Origin of the sequence: Vibrio campbellii CAIM 519 = NBRC 15631 = ATCC 25920 (assembly GCF_002163755.1) — a bacterium.
Lineage (GTDB): Bacteria > Pseudomonadota > Gammaproteobacteria > Enterobacterales > Vibrionaceae > Vibrio > Vibrio campbellii.
In genome coordinates this window covers 1,221,568-1,236,515 of the sequence record NZ_CP015863.1, presented here as the reverse complement: position 1 = coordinate 1,236,515, position 14,948 = coordinate 1,221,568, and the positions used below count along the sequence as shown (strand labels likewise).

The window sequence follows — 14,948 nt, the reverse complement described above, 5'->3', positions numbered from 1 at the left end:
GAAAGCGATTAGGCATCTTCTGAAGAGTTAAGATTTCTAAGCTGTCGTTCAATGAAATCGGTACACATTTTGACATTGAGCGGAGGCGTTTTTGCGTAATTATGAACAGCATAAATAGGAATTTTGGGAAGCGTATACCCAGGGAAAATGTTCTCTAATTCTCCTTTGCGTCTGAGGCTTTCGAACATAAATTCAGGAATTAATGCCATACCGGCTCCCGCTTTGACCATAGAGATAACCGAATGGACCGAATCATTAAAGCGATTCGCTTCCAGCGACACTTCTATTCGCTCACTACTGGACGAGTGTTGTAAAGTATATCGAATAGATTTCCCCTCCCAGATATTCGCCACATAATCGCAGGCGAGCAAATGAGACGGATCCTTAATAAGTTTCGCGATGCTGAGATCATGATTCTGAATATATGAAGGGCTTGCACAAAGCACTTTCTTTAAACTACCTATCCTTCTTTGTCTGTACTCACTTGATGGCAGCTCACCGACATGAATCGCGAGATCAGCCGCCGTTTCAAATAAGTCCACGCTGCCGTCATTGGCTAGAATCGTAGGAACCAATTCAGAGTAGATACTGACTAAATGCCCCACTGCCGGTGATACCACTGGCTCGATCAATGCGTGGGGTGAACTAATCTTAACCATTCCTTTTGGCTCAACTTGGCTGATCCTTGCAATATCCCATGCCTCATCAACAAGCTCGCTAATCTTTTTACACCGTTCAAAAAACTCTATTCCCATAGGCGTAAGCAATTGTTGGCGAGTGGAGCGTTTGAGTAACAAAACACCTAACGCCTCCTCCAAAGCTCTCAAATGTTGACTAACAACGGATTTACCCACCTCTAATTCGCGTGCAGCCGCAGTAATAGATCCCGTCTCCACAACTCTCGTGAAGATGATCATATGACGCATATACTTGTTCATAGTTTATAAAAATTAAACAGTCCGTACTAAATTACCCATCTTTTTCACCCTAATGAAATCATTAATAATGTCCTAAAGCAACCAAAGAGGACGAAATAATGAACAAAACAAGCACAAGCTCAATTGCACAATACTTCTCACGAGAGATAGCAGATGAACAATACAATCCGACGTTATGGACCAATAGATTACCCACGGATGATTTGTTACCGAAACACATAGAATTTACCAGCCAACAAAGTGATCGTTATCGAACAAACCTGGAAACAGGACTTACCGAAATGGCATATGGAGAAGGCGAGTTTTCTGGAAAAATAGATATCTATAAGCCAAAGGGGATTGCCAAAGATGCGCCTATGGTTATCTACATTCATGGCGGGTGGTGGCAATGGTTTTCAAAAGAACAATTTGGGTTTATCGCGAAGCCTTTCAATCAAAATGGCTTTACGGTTTACATGCCAAGTTACCGAATGGCTCAAGACTGGACAAACGGTGCGCCAATGGAGTCCATCCTTAAGCAGATGCAGCTTGCCGTTAAAGAAATCTTATCACTCGCAGTCGAAAATAATTCTCCCGCAGTCTACCTCGTGGGCCACTCGGCTGGCGGCCAACTTGTATCCATGCTCCATAAAACAGATTGGGAACAATTTGGAGTAGAAGCAGAAGGCAAACAGAAACTCAAAGATGTTTTTTCAATCGCTGGCCTTTTTGATATTCGACCACTTGTGAACAGCTTCGTGAACGATAACATTCAGATGACCAATGAATCATCGGAGAAGGTGAGTCCACTGCTTAATGATTTTCCTTCAGAAGAGAAACTGGCGCCGTTGCACTTGATTGTTCCAGAGCTGGACACGCCTGAGTTCTTCCGACAAACAAAGGAATACCACGCCAACGTGCTTGATGCTAAGCAAGAGTGTCGCATTTACCTCGCTCGAAAAAGAGACCACCTTGATGTAATCGAGAACCTCATTAACGACAACGATGACGTACTCAACTATATGCTTGAGAATATGAAAAACTAAAGGTCGCTAATTTACTCAGTTTCCAATAAAGGCCGACAGGCTTATAAAAAAGAGCGACGAAAGTCGCTCTTTTTATTTTTGGGATACTTACTTAATACCGTGTAAGTTGTTTTCAGCAGTCGTGGCAAGAGGGGTAAATGAATCATTCCTTAATTCAGCGATGGCATATAAAGTACGGCCCATACGTCCATTACCATCAGTAAAGCCATGGTAACCAATAACACTTGCAAACAGGTTTTTGCCTAAATCTTTATCTGCTACTGGGTTCTCTTTCAAGAATACTTCAACGTGTTGCTTAAGCATGCTCTCACCGCCGATACTTGAAGGTAACGTGCTCTCTGAAATACTTGGTCCTCGATAATCTCTATCAATATTTGGAACCAATCTAGCATGAAGTTCTTTTAGATTTTCCATGTTTAACAGATCTTTACCATTCGTTGCATACTCCTTCAAAAGTGCAGCCATATTCTCAGCATCATTCCCTTCCGAGTTCGACGCGTTAACGATCCACGCCGTTGCACGTTCGACATTATCTGTTGTACCGGTTTTATTAAATTTCGTTTCCGCTAAAGCTTCAGAAAAGATATCAGCACTCAAGTCCTTGTTTGCCAGAGCTTCTATATGCGTTTGCGCCGCTTTTAAGTTCTTAACTTCAGCGGCAAGAATAATATCCAGTCCAGAAGCAACCTTCGGATTATTCTTTACTCCCATAGCACCACCACCGAAAGCTTTCACGACACGACTAGCTAACGCTTTCGTCGCATCCTCACCAATTTGTGTATTTAAGCTTTTGGCAGGCTCCGTATCAAGTAGTAACTCAGACATAGCAAGATCAGCTAATTTGTTAAGCTCGCCACCATAAGATTGAATAGTTTGAGCATCTAGTCGACTAAAAGCATTCAATACATCGACTGGCGTTTTTAAACTAGCATCTTTAAAAAACATCTGGCCATGCTCTACTGAAGAGCTAGATTTCAAACGTTCAGCTTGTCCAAGCGCATTGTCGAATACCGATTTTGTCATAGCTTTCGCTACTGAGTCTGTGTTGCCTCCTTCTCTAAGTAGCTTACCCGTTGCTTCAAAGAATCGAGCGACTGCACTATTGCTTGGGTTTGAACGAACAAACTGCTGAGTATCTGCATCGATCTTATACTCCTTGCCACCAACATTGAGTTTGCCTTCTTTGAGAATATCATTTCGCACTTCCGGAAGTGCTGCTTGAAGTGCGCTTACGTTTCCAAAACTAATCATTATTTATACCCTTAATGTGGCAAATTGAGCCGCATCTATTGTCTGTGTTTGTCTCTGTTCTTGCGCCGCTTGCTCCTGCGGGCTTGCTGACAGCTTTAACCAATCAACAAATTGAGCAATCGACGTTTCAAAATATGTCTCGGTTAACATCGTTTGATGAATGTGAATAAAACCAATGTAGCCAGCATCTTCATCCCAACATACATAGGGTTCATCTTTTGTTAATGCTGCTTTCATGTGTTTAAAATAAACATCCGGATGTGGTTTCTCACCGGAAATTAAGCCAATAAGCGTTAGCTTCTCTTCATTTGAGCGAAGTGTAATCGCTACTTCGTTATCAATAATTAATTGGCAACAGCCCTCTTCATCAAATTCCAGCGTTTCTATTTGGCAACGCTTTGCAAAGTCATTTAGAAGCGTCGATATAAATCCGTTGACCATCTGATTTACATTCCTATTTTGTATTTATTAGTAATTCCACCTCTGCGGTTTAAATAAGCGCAGAGTGTTGGCTGATGGAGTTATTATGCTGAATACAGATGGGGGAATATGCTAGATATAGTCGGTTTTTTTTCATTTTAAGCCGCTTATGATAAGACACATGATGAGAATAGAAAAAAGCTCAGCATGGTATGCTGAGCTTTACTGTTTCAGTCTAAAGTAAGCTAAAGCTGATGAGAGACCTCGAGTTGAATAAACTTACTTAAATGTTTGATCTTCTTGGCTAAACAAAGCCACCAGAGTACATTGGTTTAAAGGCTTCTGTTGCCGCTTTATCCGCATTCGCGGTATTGACGCTTGGTGCACTGGACTCTCGGCGCAGTACCACAACCTTGGTTTGCTCTTCCATGTTCGAGGGATTTTTCTTGATATGCTCAATCAAGTCAGCAAGTTCTGCCTCTCCTTTTGGATCGCTTTGACCACTTAAGCCCGCTTTCTCCATCTCTGGCGTCGTTACGCGTGTGGTTACATGGGGTTGACGGCGCCTCGTAGCCACTTCTGCATCGTAAATTCGCTTTTTCATCGCCGTATTAGCTGAAGGCGGGTAACCTGTCTCCAAGTGTAAGGTATAGCTTTGTTCCACAGTAAAAGACGTCCCTGCAGGAACCAAGACTTCTCTTTCACCTTCTGCATTACTGATGGGTTCAATATTTACCCCAATTTCTGGCGCCGGGTTGATAACCAAAAGCGCACCTTTCGCCATGTAACTTTGTGCCACGTCTGGTGCACGCGTTGTACTCATAAAGCCAGGAAACTGAAAACCGGTTCCCTTCTCTAACGCCGCATCGGCAACACTGGTGTGACAGCCATGCCAGACTTTACCGGAGTATCGTTCAAACATTGGAGAGTCTATCGCAGCCTGTAACATATCCACGTTCTGGCGATACTCTTTCTTCGCCTGCGCTCGTTCAGCGGAACTGGTGTATTGATTACGTTTTAGGAACGATTGAAGACGCATCTCCATTTCACTCTCGTTCTTTGGTGGAGCAAAATCGCCGTAGCCTGGGTTGATAATATTTGCGCCATTCCCTGTATAGAATCGAGTCGTCGCCAGCAGCATCGCGTTAATCAGCGTCGCTTGGTTATTTGCATCATCACCAATGGCTTCTAATACCGCTTGTTGGCGTTCAGCTGGTGTGGCTTTGCTACTCGCGACATCCTGTAAAAAGCCCAACGCATCTTGATGATCGGGTTTGTTTTTTAGCACCAACTGAGCATCAAGCATGTTCGACTTATCTACCGTGCGAAAGGTTTCCCACACGTCATTACGCTCACCGTAACGAAAAACATTACTTAGCGATCCTTCCTGTGAAGATTCCGCCAACAAAGACGCAGCATTACTGAGAAGCTGTTGGTATTGCGCAGGAGACTGACCCTCCAACCAGTTGCCTAATGCTTTCGCTTTGACACCATCGATAAATGGTTGCCCTGACGGTTTTCGCTCAGGCAATTCCGGCATGGTTCGCTGCTCGGTATTGTATAACTTCAGGTCATTCATATTTTGCGGAGCGTAGTGAATTTTCTCTGAAGCTAGGCCAAAGGTATCGTCTGCTTCTTGATCACTCTGCGCTGCCTGCGCCAGTACATCAAGATACTCACTCCCTGCATATTGTGATGGGTAGCCTTTCCCTTGAGTCACAGATTGATCGAACTCCTCAACACTCATTTTCACCGGTTCAATCGCGGGTAGATGAATCTCTTGTCCATTTAGTGTGATTGTCTTGGCTTCCATACCGGGTAAGTCGATGTCTTGGGTTATCAGCCCCTCGTAAGCACCAAGCCAATTGCCCGTCTCACGTGCTTGCCACGCCATCATGCCATCACTGTCAACTGTCGCAGCGCCGTGGTCATTGTGCTCCATTGCATAAGCATCCAGTGCTCCCATGATCTCTGTAAAACTGTGATCACGCGGCTGAATCATCCACCCCAACAGCAAGGCTCGAAAGGCTTGCGCTTCAGAAGCAGGCATTTTGAGAAGGCGTGCCACTTCGTACATAAAAGAGGTGGTACTGGATGGCCCCGCAAACATAGGTAACTTCTTATCCATGTTTTGTTGGCGCCAGTTGACCGAGGTTGGTTTATCGTCGCCAATCGTGGTTAACGTTTTGTCATTGATAACGAAACCACCATAGCCGGACTCATGTTCTGGACGCTCTTTTAAAGCAACGGCGTCATTGTGATAAGCCGCAGGCTTCATAGCCTCCTGCATTCCTTGAAACTTGAATCCGGTCCCTTTGTGAGGGTCGCCATTTTGACGACTGCCGATAAAGTCATTGCCGGTTTTGTTGCCGAGCGCTTCACTTGTATTCCAATCGGCATACTTAAGCCATGCCCAACCGTGGGGCTGGGTTGTGGTCGGCGTCGAGATCTCTGGCTGCGCCCCTGCACCATGTAAGTGGAAAATGTTCAGCCTTTGGTTTGCTTCCTTGGCATTCAACAGCGGCTGATTCACGGCATCGCCCATCAGCTTAAGTCGTGAAGGATCACGAAATACCCTCAAATGGCTATAAGCTAATGTGGTCAGTACCCGAGCATTGGCCTTAGGGTCATTGAGTACGCTGTTGAGCTGTTCTGCCCACTTAACATCATCATTACTCCAGCCGTCCAGGAAACCGATACCAGCGTCTTCATTTGTCTTTGCTACTGGCACTGAAGGATCTTTCGCTTGAGCGATCGCTACGTTTTCTAGGATCCGACGCAAAAACGATTGAGACATGTACTCAACGGCAGGGCTCTGCAGCAGGTCATTGCCCAAATGGTTAAACTCAAATGCTTGGTTGGCTTCTGCAATCTTTTCCACCGACTGAGCGACTATCTGGTTTTTCAACGCGTCAGAGGTTGTTGGAAACTGCGCATTTACCTTGTCTCGGACTAAATTTTCAATGCTACCTTCATACTGGGCAGCACGCATGATGGCGTGATTAAACTCTTCCTCGGCCTGACGCAATGGGGGCATCGAGACTGGTTGCGTATTCAGCGGCGCTTGATTGCCGACTAAGGAAACGGAGACCGATGAAACCTGACTTAAAGAGGTATTAGCCGCGGTGCTTGCCGCGCTTAGTGTCTGCTGTGAGGACAGCAAAGCCGCGGTGCTTGCCGCGCCGTCTGTTCTAATCGTTGTTTGCATCGATCACCCCGCAGTGGATTCAGTGATCGCATCAAACAAGGCACTGCGTAAACTGAGTGCATTTTGCCAAAAGACATTGAGATCGCTATTCACCACAGACTCATCCGGCAATGCAAAGTTGAGTACAACAGTGGCGTTGTCAGCGGCTAACGAGAACGACGCAATGCCGACAACATCGGGGTGAGAATTCAGCGCCAGCAGTTTGGAAGGTGATATTCCCCCCTCAGGCTGCTTGGCTGGTGACAAAGGGAACATGACCACCATGCGGTTTTCATAATTGAAAATCGTGGCGTAATGCATGCCATCTTCGCCAACTAAGTTGCATTGACCATTCAAAAGCTGCCATTGCCCGCCAGATAAGTCGGATAGCCAGTTGTTTATGATTTCTTCTTTGTTCATTGCGAGGACCCCTTTTCGTATTGAGTAATCAAAACGATAAGCGTAAGGGCATTCGCCATATATCACTTTTGGTCAGAAGTTTTTAGGGCGCCTTTTATCGGCTAGCGCTCACGGCTTTCAGTTGAATGCTAGTGAGAGGAAATTGATGCTGAATCTAGAAATAGCCAGCCACTGAAAATAAAAAAGCCCAGCATGGCTGGACTTTCGGAGAGCAAAAATAAACGCGTTAGGGCTGTATCTGCTGGCGTTCGCTCAATTGCTTGGTAATAGCTTGCTTGAGCGCTTGCAGCTGACCGTCGATACTCGCATCGATAATACCGACCTCGGTCTCCAGTATGCAGCCGCCGTTCTTTAAACGCGCATCGGCAATGACTTCAACGTACCCCACTTCAGGGAAATCACTAAGTATGGAGGAAACCTTCTCCCGCACCTCAGTAACCTGCTCTGGATGCACATGCAGAATCACTTGCTTTTGGTTACTGACAAGCTGGAGCGCCTCTCTCACGACACTTGCAGTGGTATCCACATCATCAAAGCTGTTGATGATCTTTCTGACGGCATCGAGCACAACGCCTGTCATTTTTTGCTCGACCTGCAAATAGTACTCGTTGCATCGAGCAAGTGTTGCCAGCATGGTTTCGGCGTTCTCGATCTTCGCTTGATCGATGCCGTCCTGATAACCTCGCTGCCTTTCTAGCTCATAGGCTTCGTCCGCTTTCGCAATGATACTTTCTGCTTTTGAGTGCGCCGCCTCAACCAAATGCTGCGAATCTAAGTAACTCACATAGTCTTTTGCTTTGAGCACTTTTAAGCCCGGCGCCAATTGCAAGTTGTCGGTTTTTATTTCAACAAATGAAACCATTGAGGAATTACCTGTTTTGCGATTTTCTTGATAAGTCGATATGCGAGATCACGATGCGCGTCATCCAACCAATCTGCATTGCGATCCGTCAGCGTCAGTTGACGATCGAGCTTAAATTGCCATCGTTGCACTAGCTCTGATGGTGACTTTGCCAGTAAGAACGTGACCCATAAATAACCCAGCTCTCGGGCTGTCTCTTCGAAGCTTTTTTCATCGAGGCTGGTTGGCAGTGGCTTTTGCCAACCGCTGGGCCAGTTGGAAATCATCATCGGTCCTTGTTGGATCAAAAAACGCGTTTCATCCACCCCAAAGACCTGATTAAGACACTGTTTAGGTTGCTTTAGCACCACTTGGCGCATCGCTTGGCAATGCATGATTCCGCCAATCATCAACAGCAGCCGATTTGTTGCCTCTACAGGCAGTAAAGCCAGACTGTTGTATGGATGATTAAAAGCATGATCCGTAATTGGCGACAACGACCAGTCTTCAATACACCACTGATTGATGGCCGCTTGGTTTCTCCAGCCTTGGAGTTTTAACAACCAAGGCTGTTCTTCCATTACCCAACTTTCGTCAATATAACTGCAAGGGCAATAGTTAAACTGATGCTGAATTTGGGAAACTGGCGTTTCGGAATTAACCACGTTTCACGTTCCTGCGGCACCAAGCAAACGTTGCTGCGTTAGAGCCAATGATCAGCAGTACCAAGAAAACAAGGATAGCAATCAGATGGCTTGCGGTGTCTTTGGTCACTTGAATCGACAGAATGCTTTCGAATTGATTACCTTGAGACGTCACGCGAACTTCCGAAGATGGCACCATCACCACGCTAATACGATCGTAGTTCAACCCTTCGATACTGTTGTTTACTAACAGCTTAATCTGAGGGACATAAGAGTCCAACGCGACATCCGCGGCATGCTTGATAAACACAGATGCCGATGCTGGCGTTGGGCGCTCACCAGGACGAAGATTTTGGTCTTCAAGTACCACGTGAACGCGAGCGACCAACACCCCATCAATTTGTGACAATGTAGACGACAGCTCTTGCGATTTCGCGTAAATAAGTCTCGCTCGCTCGGCAAGCGGAGACGAAATCAGATCGTCTTTCGGGAAGACTTCTTTAAGTGTCGAGAACTGCTCTTTTGGGTAGCCTTTGCGCTTAAGCGCATCAACCGCAAACGCAATTTGTGCGTTATCTACCATCAGCTTGACGGTGTTGTCTTTATCCGGTTCTTTGGTGGCGACGACGCCTTCAGAAAGTAGGATTGACAACATTTCGTTGCCTTCTTTCTGGCTCACACCGGTGTAAAGTTCGGTCTGACAACCCACCAAAAATAGAACCAGTAACATGCTTACTGCACGCATTGTTTTTCTTGTGATGACTGACTTCATTGTGACTACTGTGCCTTTAACAGTGTTTCTACGTTTTGCGTCGTTTTACCTACCGTCTTGGCGATCAGTTCCTCTTGAAAGGTAATTCGAGTCAACGCCCATTGCATTTGCAAAAGCTGAGCAGGATCGTCACCCACCATTTTCATACTGTCGGTTAAACTGCTTTTTGCGTTATCGATGGTATTTTTCAGTTCGCTTATGTTTTCTAACAAACCACCTTCTAAACCATTGTTTCCTTCCGGGGCCAACATCGCTTGCTCGAAACGTTCGCTAAGCCCATCCTGAGCTTGCGCATCTTGCACTTGCTCTAGATTCGTCTGCATGACTTCGGTGTACTGCGTATTGATCATCTGCGTTCCTATGAGAGGTCTAGTTTGTGGCTGTAAGTCAGCATGTTTTTGACCATCGAATTGATTTGTATAACAAAGCTCAACTCTTCCCGAACCATGTCTAACAATGGATCTTGATCAGGAATGTCTTTCAACTCAGCCCAGCTATGCCAAAGTGCTTGTTCTTTTTGCGCCCCCAGAGGGAAATGCTCAGACAGCAGCACTTTTAGCTCCTCACGGTCTTTTGGAGGATCGGCGAGCAAACGTCCAGAAAAGCTGCCCAGTAACTCTTGTTCGAGTGAAGCCAGTAGTTCTGGTGACGCTTTATCGGTGCCTTTTACGCTTCTTTCCTGGCTAAGTGCATACCACAACGCCTCTTTCTGCTCGCTTGGAGAAGTAAGCGCTCCATCAAGTGAGCGGCTAAGTGCCGTTGAGCTAAAGTTTCCGGAACTCTTGAGCGCTTCATACCACTCTTTAATTACCGTCACTTTGGCCTCAGACTGAGAGACGATGTCCGTGCTTTTTTGCACTGGCGATGCACTCTTGTTTGATGAATTGCTTTCTGATGCACTGTAGTCTGACGCACTTTCACTCATCAGACGGCTCATCTTATTTGCCTCGTGCGGATCAACTCTAGCTGGCTGCTGAACCTGACTGAGAGCATAGTTGAGCGAGTTGTTTTCAACCTTCATTAAAGGTTCCTGATATCCTGAGAGAAGCTCGTTGCAAAGGCTTGGCTTTCTTCACTGCCTTTTGAAGCCATCGCCAGCCAAGATTCCGCTTTGCTCGCTAACCCTGCTTTACCCGCCGCCAAAGCCGCTAAGCAGACTAAGTCAGGAGAGTTCACGCACACAGGTTCAAGCAGGCGATGCGCCTCTTCGTAGCGACCACGATTCATCAAACTCATAGAACGAATCATTGCCACAACTTCTTCGGTATCCCCTTGGGATTCGAGGCAAGACGCAATTGTCTCTGCCTCTTCGTGGCGATGCATACCGGTTGCCATCAAAGCCGTTTCGGCCAGCAGCAAACGCATGTCTTTTTCCATAACTTACACCTTCTGCAGAATCGACTGCATCACATCCTTGATAGCACGAGTCGTGGTCGCGTTGATGTTGTAAATCACCGACCATTTGTTGATAGTGTGCTGCAATTCAGCCAACTTTGATGGGTCATCAGCGTTCGTTTCTAGGTTTTTGATCGCTTCGTTCACGGCTTCATTCGCCGCTTTTGCTTGTTCTTCTAGTTTCGCTTTAACATCATCGAGATAAACACTGTTACTCGCATCGTAAAATGACATAGGTATCGCCTCTTGGTTATTTATTGCATTCGACAGTTTCAATCACAGCTAGGGCCGCTTGGTAGGCTTCATGCTGTTTGAGTAGCAACTGATATTCATGGGGGGCACAGCCAAGATCGAGCTGGCGCTTAACTGCAGATTGCGCTTGCTTGAACTTGAGGACAATGGCCTCTTTCTGTTCCTGCCCAGAGTCGCTTTGTAGTAGTTGTTCAAGATTTGTCATTGGTATTTCCACCTTCATACCCTAGATCGATCGTGATCACTCGCCCGCCTTTCACCAGCTCTATTCCTGATGGGGTGACGCTAGAAATGCGATACCCTTGAGGGGTGCGAGCCCCAACCATGTAACGAACATTGTCCGTAAGAATCACATAAGGGACTTGGCCGAAATTCACGCTACGAAACGGAAAATCGATGTTGGTTCCCTTGCTTACTTTAGGAATGGACTTCAAAACCAAATAAGGTTTCTCGCCATACTGCTCACGGAAATCCCTCGTAACGCCATAGAAGCGAGTGGTCTCGATATCGTCCAACTCACCGCGTACTTCAATACGATCGCCACTTGTTACTAACTGAACTTTCTTTAGTAACTCTGCTTTTTCAAGCAAGGCTTTGAGCGTATCCATATAGGCGCCCGCTCTTTGCAGCTCAACCTTCCAAGCGACCAACCCCGGGACATCGCGTTCTAATATCTGCTCGACTTGGCTCCAACGGCTCGCATCATCAATGTACCCCGTTAAGAGCAGCGTGCCTGTCTCTTCACCATTCTCAACTTTGACTTGGTGATAACCGAGGTTACGCAAGATAAAGCGCACGCCGCGACGAATCTCTTCCATGGTTCGCAGGTCACTTTTGTAGTTGATCCCTAGCGCGTCAATTCTTCCCAACAGTTGCAGTTTTGCGGTTCTATCCTCGACGTACCCTTCCAGTACTGCCTGCCTTGCCGTGGCATTCCATTCAACTCGCACATCATCGAGTTTCAATTCGCTCAGAATATTGCGCACTAAAACGATGGGCTCCGCTTCCGTAATGGCATCGCTGTCGCTGGCTCGAATTTGGCTATACCAAACACCGGCAAATATCACGCTTGGGATCAAGCTGCACATTAAGCCGATCAAAACTGTTCTCTTCCAACCTGATGACGCTTTATGGCTGACCGGTGCCGCTTGTTTATCCGCGGCTTCCGTCGTGATATCGATCGCCAAGTCATCTTCAAGATGCCCTACCGCAAACGTTAATCGGCCAACCGAAACCAAGGCGTTGCGTGATAATTCAATCCCATTAGCGTCAACGGTAACGCTCTCGTTATTGATCGAAACCTCATCACAATCACGCAGTAAGACGGTATCGCCATCGCATACCAATACAAGGTGACTCGCCTTGATGTCCGAATCGGTCAACACAAGGTCGGCGGTAAAGTCATCGCTCCCCAACACCAATGAATCATTGGGTAAGGTCACCTCTACTCCGGCATGAACACCAGAGAGAATACGAAATTTCCATTGCTGCATTGAGGCTATTGCTCCTCTAATGGTCGAACGCAATGATTCTCTGAGCCATCACACTCTTTGATTTGCACTCGCCATCCTTTTTGCCCTGAAGGCAGCTCGCATTGTGATAACAGCGAAGATTTGCCCTGTGACAATAGATCTTGCTGATGACGCTCCGCTTGCACTTGAGATGTACAGCTGTAGAGCGCGAGTGCCGATTTCAGCTCTGAACTGTTATTTGAAATATTGTTCAAGGTGCCGAGCTTCGGTCTTAAGTCATACTCATTCCCGATAAGCACGTTGTCACCAATGCCATCGACAACAATTCTCGGCTCAATAATGAACATGCGCACCGTTCTTCTGGTGGTATCAGTGGTACTTCTAAACAAGGCACCAAGGTAGGGGATGTCCCCTAGCAAAGGCACTTTACGCAACTGATGACTCACTTCATCACGGTACACACCACCGATGAGTAGGCTCTGCCCTTGTTTCACCGTCGCCAACGTGCTGATCTCTGTCTTGCGGATGGATGGCACATCATCAACACCGCCATCTGGAATTTGCGCACCATCTTCAAGATGCAAGCTCAGGTTGATTTCGGGTCTTTCAACAAATCGATCTCCGACAATACGTGGGACGATTCGCAGTAAGGTGCCGTAGGTCACTTCTTCAAGTGCCGCCGTTTCTCTACCAATCAACTTGACGTAGAACGTGCTGCTGTTGTTCAAGACCGCCTCAACGTTTTCTTGAGTTAGCAAAGTCGGTCGAGACACGACTTGAGCACTACCTTGAGATTCCAACAAACGAATTTGAGCCAACAAGTAGTTTAAATTGGTCGCATCTAGCAGTGACTTAAAGGTCTGCCCGCTGCCTAGCGTTACATCACCACCATCAACGTCACCTGTGGTTTTGATGTCTAAAATACTGTTGTTACCGACCTCAATACCCGCTCGCCAATCCACACCCAGTTGGCTCAAATCGTTCGCACTGATATCGACAATCGAGAGTGCCACTTCGATTCGCGACTGTGGCTGATCCAACTGAGCGACCAACTTACGGTACAAAGGCAAACGTGCTTGCGTATCACGCACTATGATGGCGTTTAAACCTGGCTCTGCTTCAACCGACGCACCGCCGTGTACAGAAACATTCTTCTTCGTGGATGCAGCCGTATTGATGTCCGTTTCTTCACTCTCTTTGGTTGCCTTGATCTGAGTTTGAACACCCGACAATACTCGGCTCAATACCGATGCAATGCCTGGCACCGTCACCGCTTGATCGCGATAAGTGATTTCTCTGTCCGTAGCCGAGGCGTATTTCAAAGGAATAATCTCAACAAACAGCTCATCCGTAGAGTTCGACTTTTGAACCAATCGGCTTTCCAGCGCTTCGGCCGTTTGCACAACCAAATCCACGTATCTAGGTGGGCCCGCTAAATAAACTAGCCCTTTGTTCTCTGCTGCACGCCAACCGTAGCGAGAATCCCAAATCCCTGTCGATATCAGAGTACTGCGCAGCTCACGGGCCGTCAGAAGTTCAAGCTGTAGCAGTCGTGAACGGGTTTCCGTCGCTTTGTACACATGCAACACCGCGCCATCGAAATACCACATCAGGTTGTAGACCTGTGCTAGATAATCAAGAAACTCGGCTGGGTCTTCTGGCGTAAATCGACCACTGACTCGATCGTTGACTTTGTCACTGACCGACACAGAAACACGATAGTTAGCGCCAAAGTTATTCAATAGTTCTTTTAAAGAATCGTTGTCCGCATAGTAACGAAACGGCTGTTCAGGCCAATCCAACTCTGAAGCGTGTAAAGGCAATGCAGCCAACAAAATCAAAGTACATGCAACAGACCAAACAAGTCGGCGTAGTTGTTTTTTTAAAACGGCAAGCATTATGGAATCCAAATACTGTGGCTGACGGTATGATTAACGCGTTGATGCTCTAACACACCACTAAACTGCTCGACCAAATTCACATGTTGGGAGAGCTGAGCGCATAATGCTTCTGCGGTTGCGCTTTCCATATTCATCTTTCCTTGCACAATCAACTGTTCGTTATCATTCACCGTCAATGTGCTGCACGTATCTCGCAGTGTCTTCAAAGAGAGCTGCATACAATGCTTAAGTGCCTGCTCTTTTTGGTAATCGAGGTGCTGTTCAAACTGAAATGGGAGCACGGTTTCCCACAAGACCCATGATGAATGCTGCCGAATGTTAAGCAGCATCTGGTCAACTTCGATATCGTAGGAACCATTATTTGAGGAAATAAAGTCCCCAACCCCAAGCGTTGCCGCGAGAGATTTCATCATTTGATCTAACATATTTA

Annotated in this window: 17 protein-coding genes; 1 reads left to right on the top strand and 16 read right to left on the bottom strand. The window is 46.5% G+C overall.

Going from position 1 to position 14,948, the window contains the following annotated elements; genetic code table 11:
- Positions 1 to 8 precede the first annotated feature (8 nt).
- A complete protein-coding gene (locus A8140_RS05925; protein WP_005528948.1) occupies positions 9 to 926 on the bottom strand; it encodes a LysR family transcriptional regulator in 918 nt (305 codons plus the stop codon).
- A gap of 110 nt (positions 927 to 1,036) precedes the next feature.
- On the opposite strand from A8140_RS05925, the gene A8140_RS05920 reads away from it, so the two are divergent.
- Positions 1,037 to 1,963, top strand: coding sequence for an alpha/beta hydrolase (locus tag A8140_RS05920; RefSeq protein ID WP_005528950.1), 927 nt, complete (start codon positions 1,037 to 1,039; stop codon positions 1,961 to 1,963).
- Positions 1,964 to 2,050: 87 nt separating this feature from the next.
- Here A8140_RS05920 and A8140_RS05915 read toward each other — a convergent pair whose 3' ends face one another.
- From A8140_RS05915 to A8140_RS05845, 15 genes are all read right to left on the bottom strand, one after another.
- On the bottom strand, positions 2,051 to 3,214 hold the full coding sequence (locus tag A8140_RS05915) for a VopS family T3SS effector adenosine monophosphate-protein transferase (protein WP_005528952.1): 1,164 nt from the start codon (positions 3,212 to 3,214) through the stop codon (positions 2,051 to 2,053).
- Positions 3,215 to 3,217: 3 nt separating this feature from the next.
- Positions 3,218 to 3,655, bottom strand: a complete 438-nt coding sequence (locus tag A8140_RS05910; protein ID WP_005528954.1) for a CesT family type III secretion system chaperone — start codon at positions 3,653 to 3,655, stop codon at positions 3,218 to 3,220.
- Positions 3,656 to 3,938: 283 nt separating this feature from the next.
- On the bottom strand, positions 3,939 to 6,842 hold the full coding sequence (locus tag A8140_RS05905) for an ADP-ribosyltransferase (protein WP_005528956.1): 2,904 nt from the start codon (positions 6,840 to 6,842) through the stop codon (positions 3,939 to 3,941).
- A 3-nt stretch (positions 6,843 to 6,845) separates the two neighbouring features.
- The gene (locus A8140_RS05900) at positions 6,846 to 7,241 is read right to left on the bottom strand and encodes a hypothetical protein (RefSeq protein WP_005426189.1); all 396 of its coding nucleotides are present in this window, start codon (positions 7,239 to 7,241) and stop codon (positions 6,846 to 6,848) included.
- A gap of 226 nt (positions 7,242 to 7,467) precedes the next feature.
- Positions 7,468 to 8,103, bottom strand: coding sequence for an HrpE/YscL family type III secretion apparatus protein (locus A8140_RS05895; RefSeq protein ID WP_005426171.1), 636 nt, complete (start codon positions 8,101 to 8,103; stop codon positions 7,468 to 7,470).
- Positions 8,082 to 8,747: a SctK family type III secretion system sorting platform protein VscK gene (vscK, locus tag A8140_RS05890; RefSeq protein WP_005528958.1), complete on the bottom strand. Its 666-nt coding sequence runs from the start codon at positions 8,745 to 8,747 to the stop codon at positions 8,082 to 8,084. Before vscK ends, A8140_RS05895 begins: the two co-directional genes overlap by 22 nt.
- Entirely contained in the window at positions 8,740 to 9,471 is a 732-nt protein-coding gene (gene sctJ / locus A8140_RS05885) for a type III secretion system inner membrane ring lipoprotein SctJ (protein WP_005528960.1), read from the bottom strand. The genes vscK and sctJ overlap by 8 nt, the downstream gene beginning before the upstream one ends.
- 32 nt (positions 9,472 to 9,503) lie before the next feature.
- A complete protein-coding gene (gene sctI, locus A8140_RS05880; protein WP_005426285.1) occupies positions 9,504 to 9,848 on the bottom strand; it encodes a type III secretion system inner rod subunit SctI in 345 nt (114 codons plus the stop codon).
- An 8-nt stretch (positions 9,849 to 9,856) separates the two neighbouring features.
- On the bottom strand, positions 9,857 to 10,519 hold the full coding sequence (locus A8140_RS05875; protein ID WP_005528962.1) for a YopR family T3SS polymerization control protein: 663 nt from the start codon (positions 10,517 to 10,519) through the stop codon (positions 9,857 to 9,859).
- Positions 10,519 to 10,875 carry a YscG family type III secretion system chaperone gene (locus A8140_RS05870; RefSeq protein ID WP_005426289.1) on the bottom strand — a complete coding sequence of 119 codons (357 nt, stop codon included), beginning with the start codon at positions 10,873 to 10,875 and terminating at the stop codon, positions 10,519 to 10,521. The genes A8140_RS05875 and A8140_RS05870 overlap by 1 nt, the downstream gene beginning before the upstream one ends.
- 3 nt (positions 10,876 to 10,878) lie before the next feature.
- Positions 10,879 to 11,127: a type III secretion system needle filament subunit SctF gene (sctF, locus tag A8140_RS05865; protein WP_005528964.1), complete on the bottom strand. Its 249-nt coding sequence runs from the start codon at positions 11,125 to 11,127 to the stop codon at positions 10,879 to 10,881.
- Between the two features lie 16 nt (positions 11,128 to 11,143).
- On the bottom strand, positions 11,144 to 11,350 hold the full coding sequence (locus tag A8140_RS05860) for an EscE/YscE/SsaE family type III secretion system needle protein co-chaperone (protein WP_005426287.1): 207 nt from the start codon (positions 11,348 to 11,350) through the stop codon (positions 11,144 to 11,146).
- Complete coding sequence (sctD, locus tag A8140_RS05855) at positions 11,337 to 12,638, bottom strand: type III secretion system inner membrane ring subunit SctD (RefSeq protein ID WP_005528966.1); 1,302 nt, start codon at positions 12,636 to 12,638, stop codon at positions 11,337 to 11,339. The genes A8140_RS05860 and sctD overlap by 14 nt, the downstream gene beginning before the upstream one ends.
- A 5-nt stretch (positions 12,639 to 12,643) precedes the next feature.
- On the bottom strand, positions 12,644 to 14,515 hold the full coding sequence (sctC, locus tag A8140_RS05850) for a type III secretion system outer membrane ring subunit SctC (protein WP_005528968.1): 1,872 nt from the start codon (positions 14,513 to 14,515) through the stop codon (positions 12,644 to 12,646).
- Positions 14,515 to 14,943, bottom strand: coding sequence for a YscB family type III secretion system chaperone (locus tag A8140_RS05845; RefSeq protein ID WP_005528970.1), 429 nt, complete (start codon positions 14,941 to 14,943; stop codon positions 14,515 to 14,517). Before A8140_RS05845 ends, sctC begins: the two co-directional genes overlap by 1 nt.
- Between the last annotated feature and the right edge of the window lie 5 nt (positions 14,944 to 14,948).

Bases quoted from the DNA above. Each gene is read 5' to 3' on its own strand.
- A8140_RS05925 (WP_005528948.1), bottom strand. From the start codon at position 926: ATGCGTCATATGATCATCTTCACGAGAGTTGTGGAGACGGGATCTATT.
- A8140_RS05920 (WP_005528950.1), top strand. From the start codon at position 1,037: ATGAACAAAACAAGCACAAGCTCAATTGCACAATACTTCTCACGAGAG.
- A8140_RS05915 (WP_005528952.1), bottom strand. From the start codon at position 3,214: ATGATTAGTTTTGGAAACGTAAGCGCACTTCAAGCAGCACTTCCGGAA.
- A8140_RS05910 (WP_005528954.1), bottom strand. From the start codon at position 3,655: ATGGTCAACGGATTTATATCGACGCTTCTAAATGACTTTGCAAAGCGT.
- A8140_RS05905 (WP_005528956.1), bottom strand. From the start codon at position 6,842: ATGCAAACAACGATTAGAACAGACGGCGCGGCAAGCACCGCGGCTTTG.
- A8140_RS05900 (WP_005426189.1), bottom strand. From the start codon at position 7,241: ATGAACAAAGAAGAAATCATAAACAACTGGCTATCCGACTTATCTGGC.
- A8140_RS05895 (WP_005426171.1), bottom strand. From the start codon at position 8,103: ATGGTTTCATTTGTTGAAATAAAAACCGACAACTTGCAATTGGCGCCG.
- sctJ (WP_005528960.1), bottom strand. From the start codon at position 9,471: ATGCGTGCAGTAAGCATGTTACTGGTTCTATTTTTGGTGGGTTGTCAG.
- sctI (WP_005426285.1), bottom strand. From the start codon at position 9,848: ATGATCAATACGCAGTACACCGAAGTCATGCAGACGAATCTAGAGCAA.
- A8140_RS05875 (WP_005528962.1), bottom strand. From the start codon at position 10,519: ATGAAGGTTGAAAACAACTCGCTCAACTATGCTCTCAGTCAGGTTCAG.
- A8140_RS05870 (WP_005426289.1), bottom strand. From the start codon at position 10,875: ATGGAAAAAGACATGCGTTTGCTGCTGGCCGAAACGGCTTTGATGGCA.
- sctF (WP_005528964.1), bottom strand. From the start codon at position 11,127: ATGTCATTTTACGATGCGAGTAACAGTGTTTATCTCGATGATGTTAAA.
- A8140_RS05860 (WP_005426287.1), bottom strand. From the start codon at position 11,350: ATGACAAATCTTGAACAACTACTACAAAGCGACTCTGGGCAGGAACAG.
- sctD (WP_005528966.1), bottom strand. From the start codon at position 12,638: ATGCAGCAATGGAAATTTCGTATTCTCTCTGGTGTTCATGCCGGAGTA.
- sctC (WP_005528968.1), bottom strand. From the start codon at position 14,515: ATGCTTGCCGTTTTAAAAAAACAACTACGCCGACTTGTTTGGTCTGTT.
- A8140_RS05845 (WP_005528970.1), bottom strand. From the start codon at position 14,943: ATGTTAGATCAAATGATGAAATCTCTCGCGGCAACGCTTGGGGTTGGG.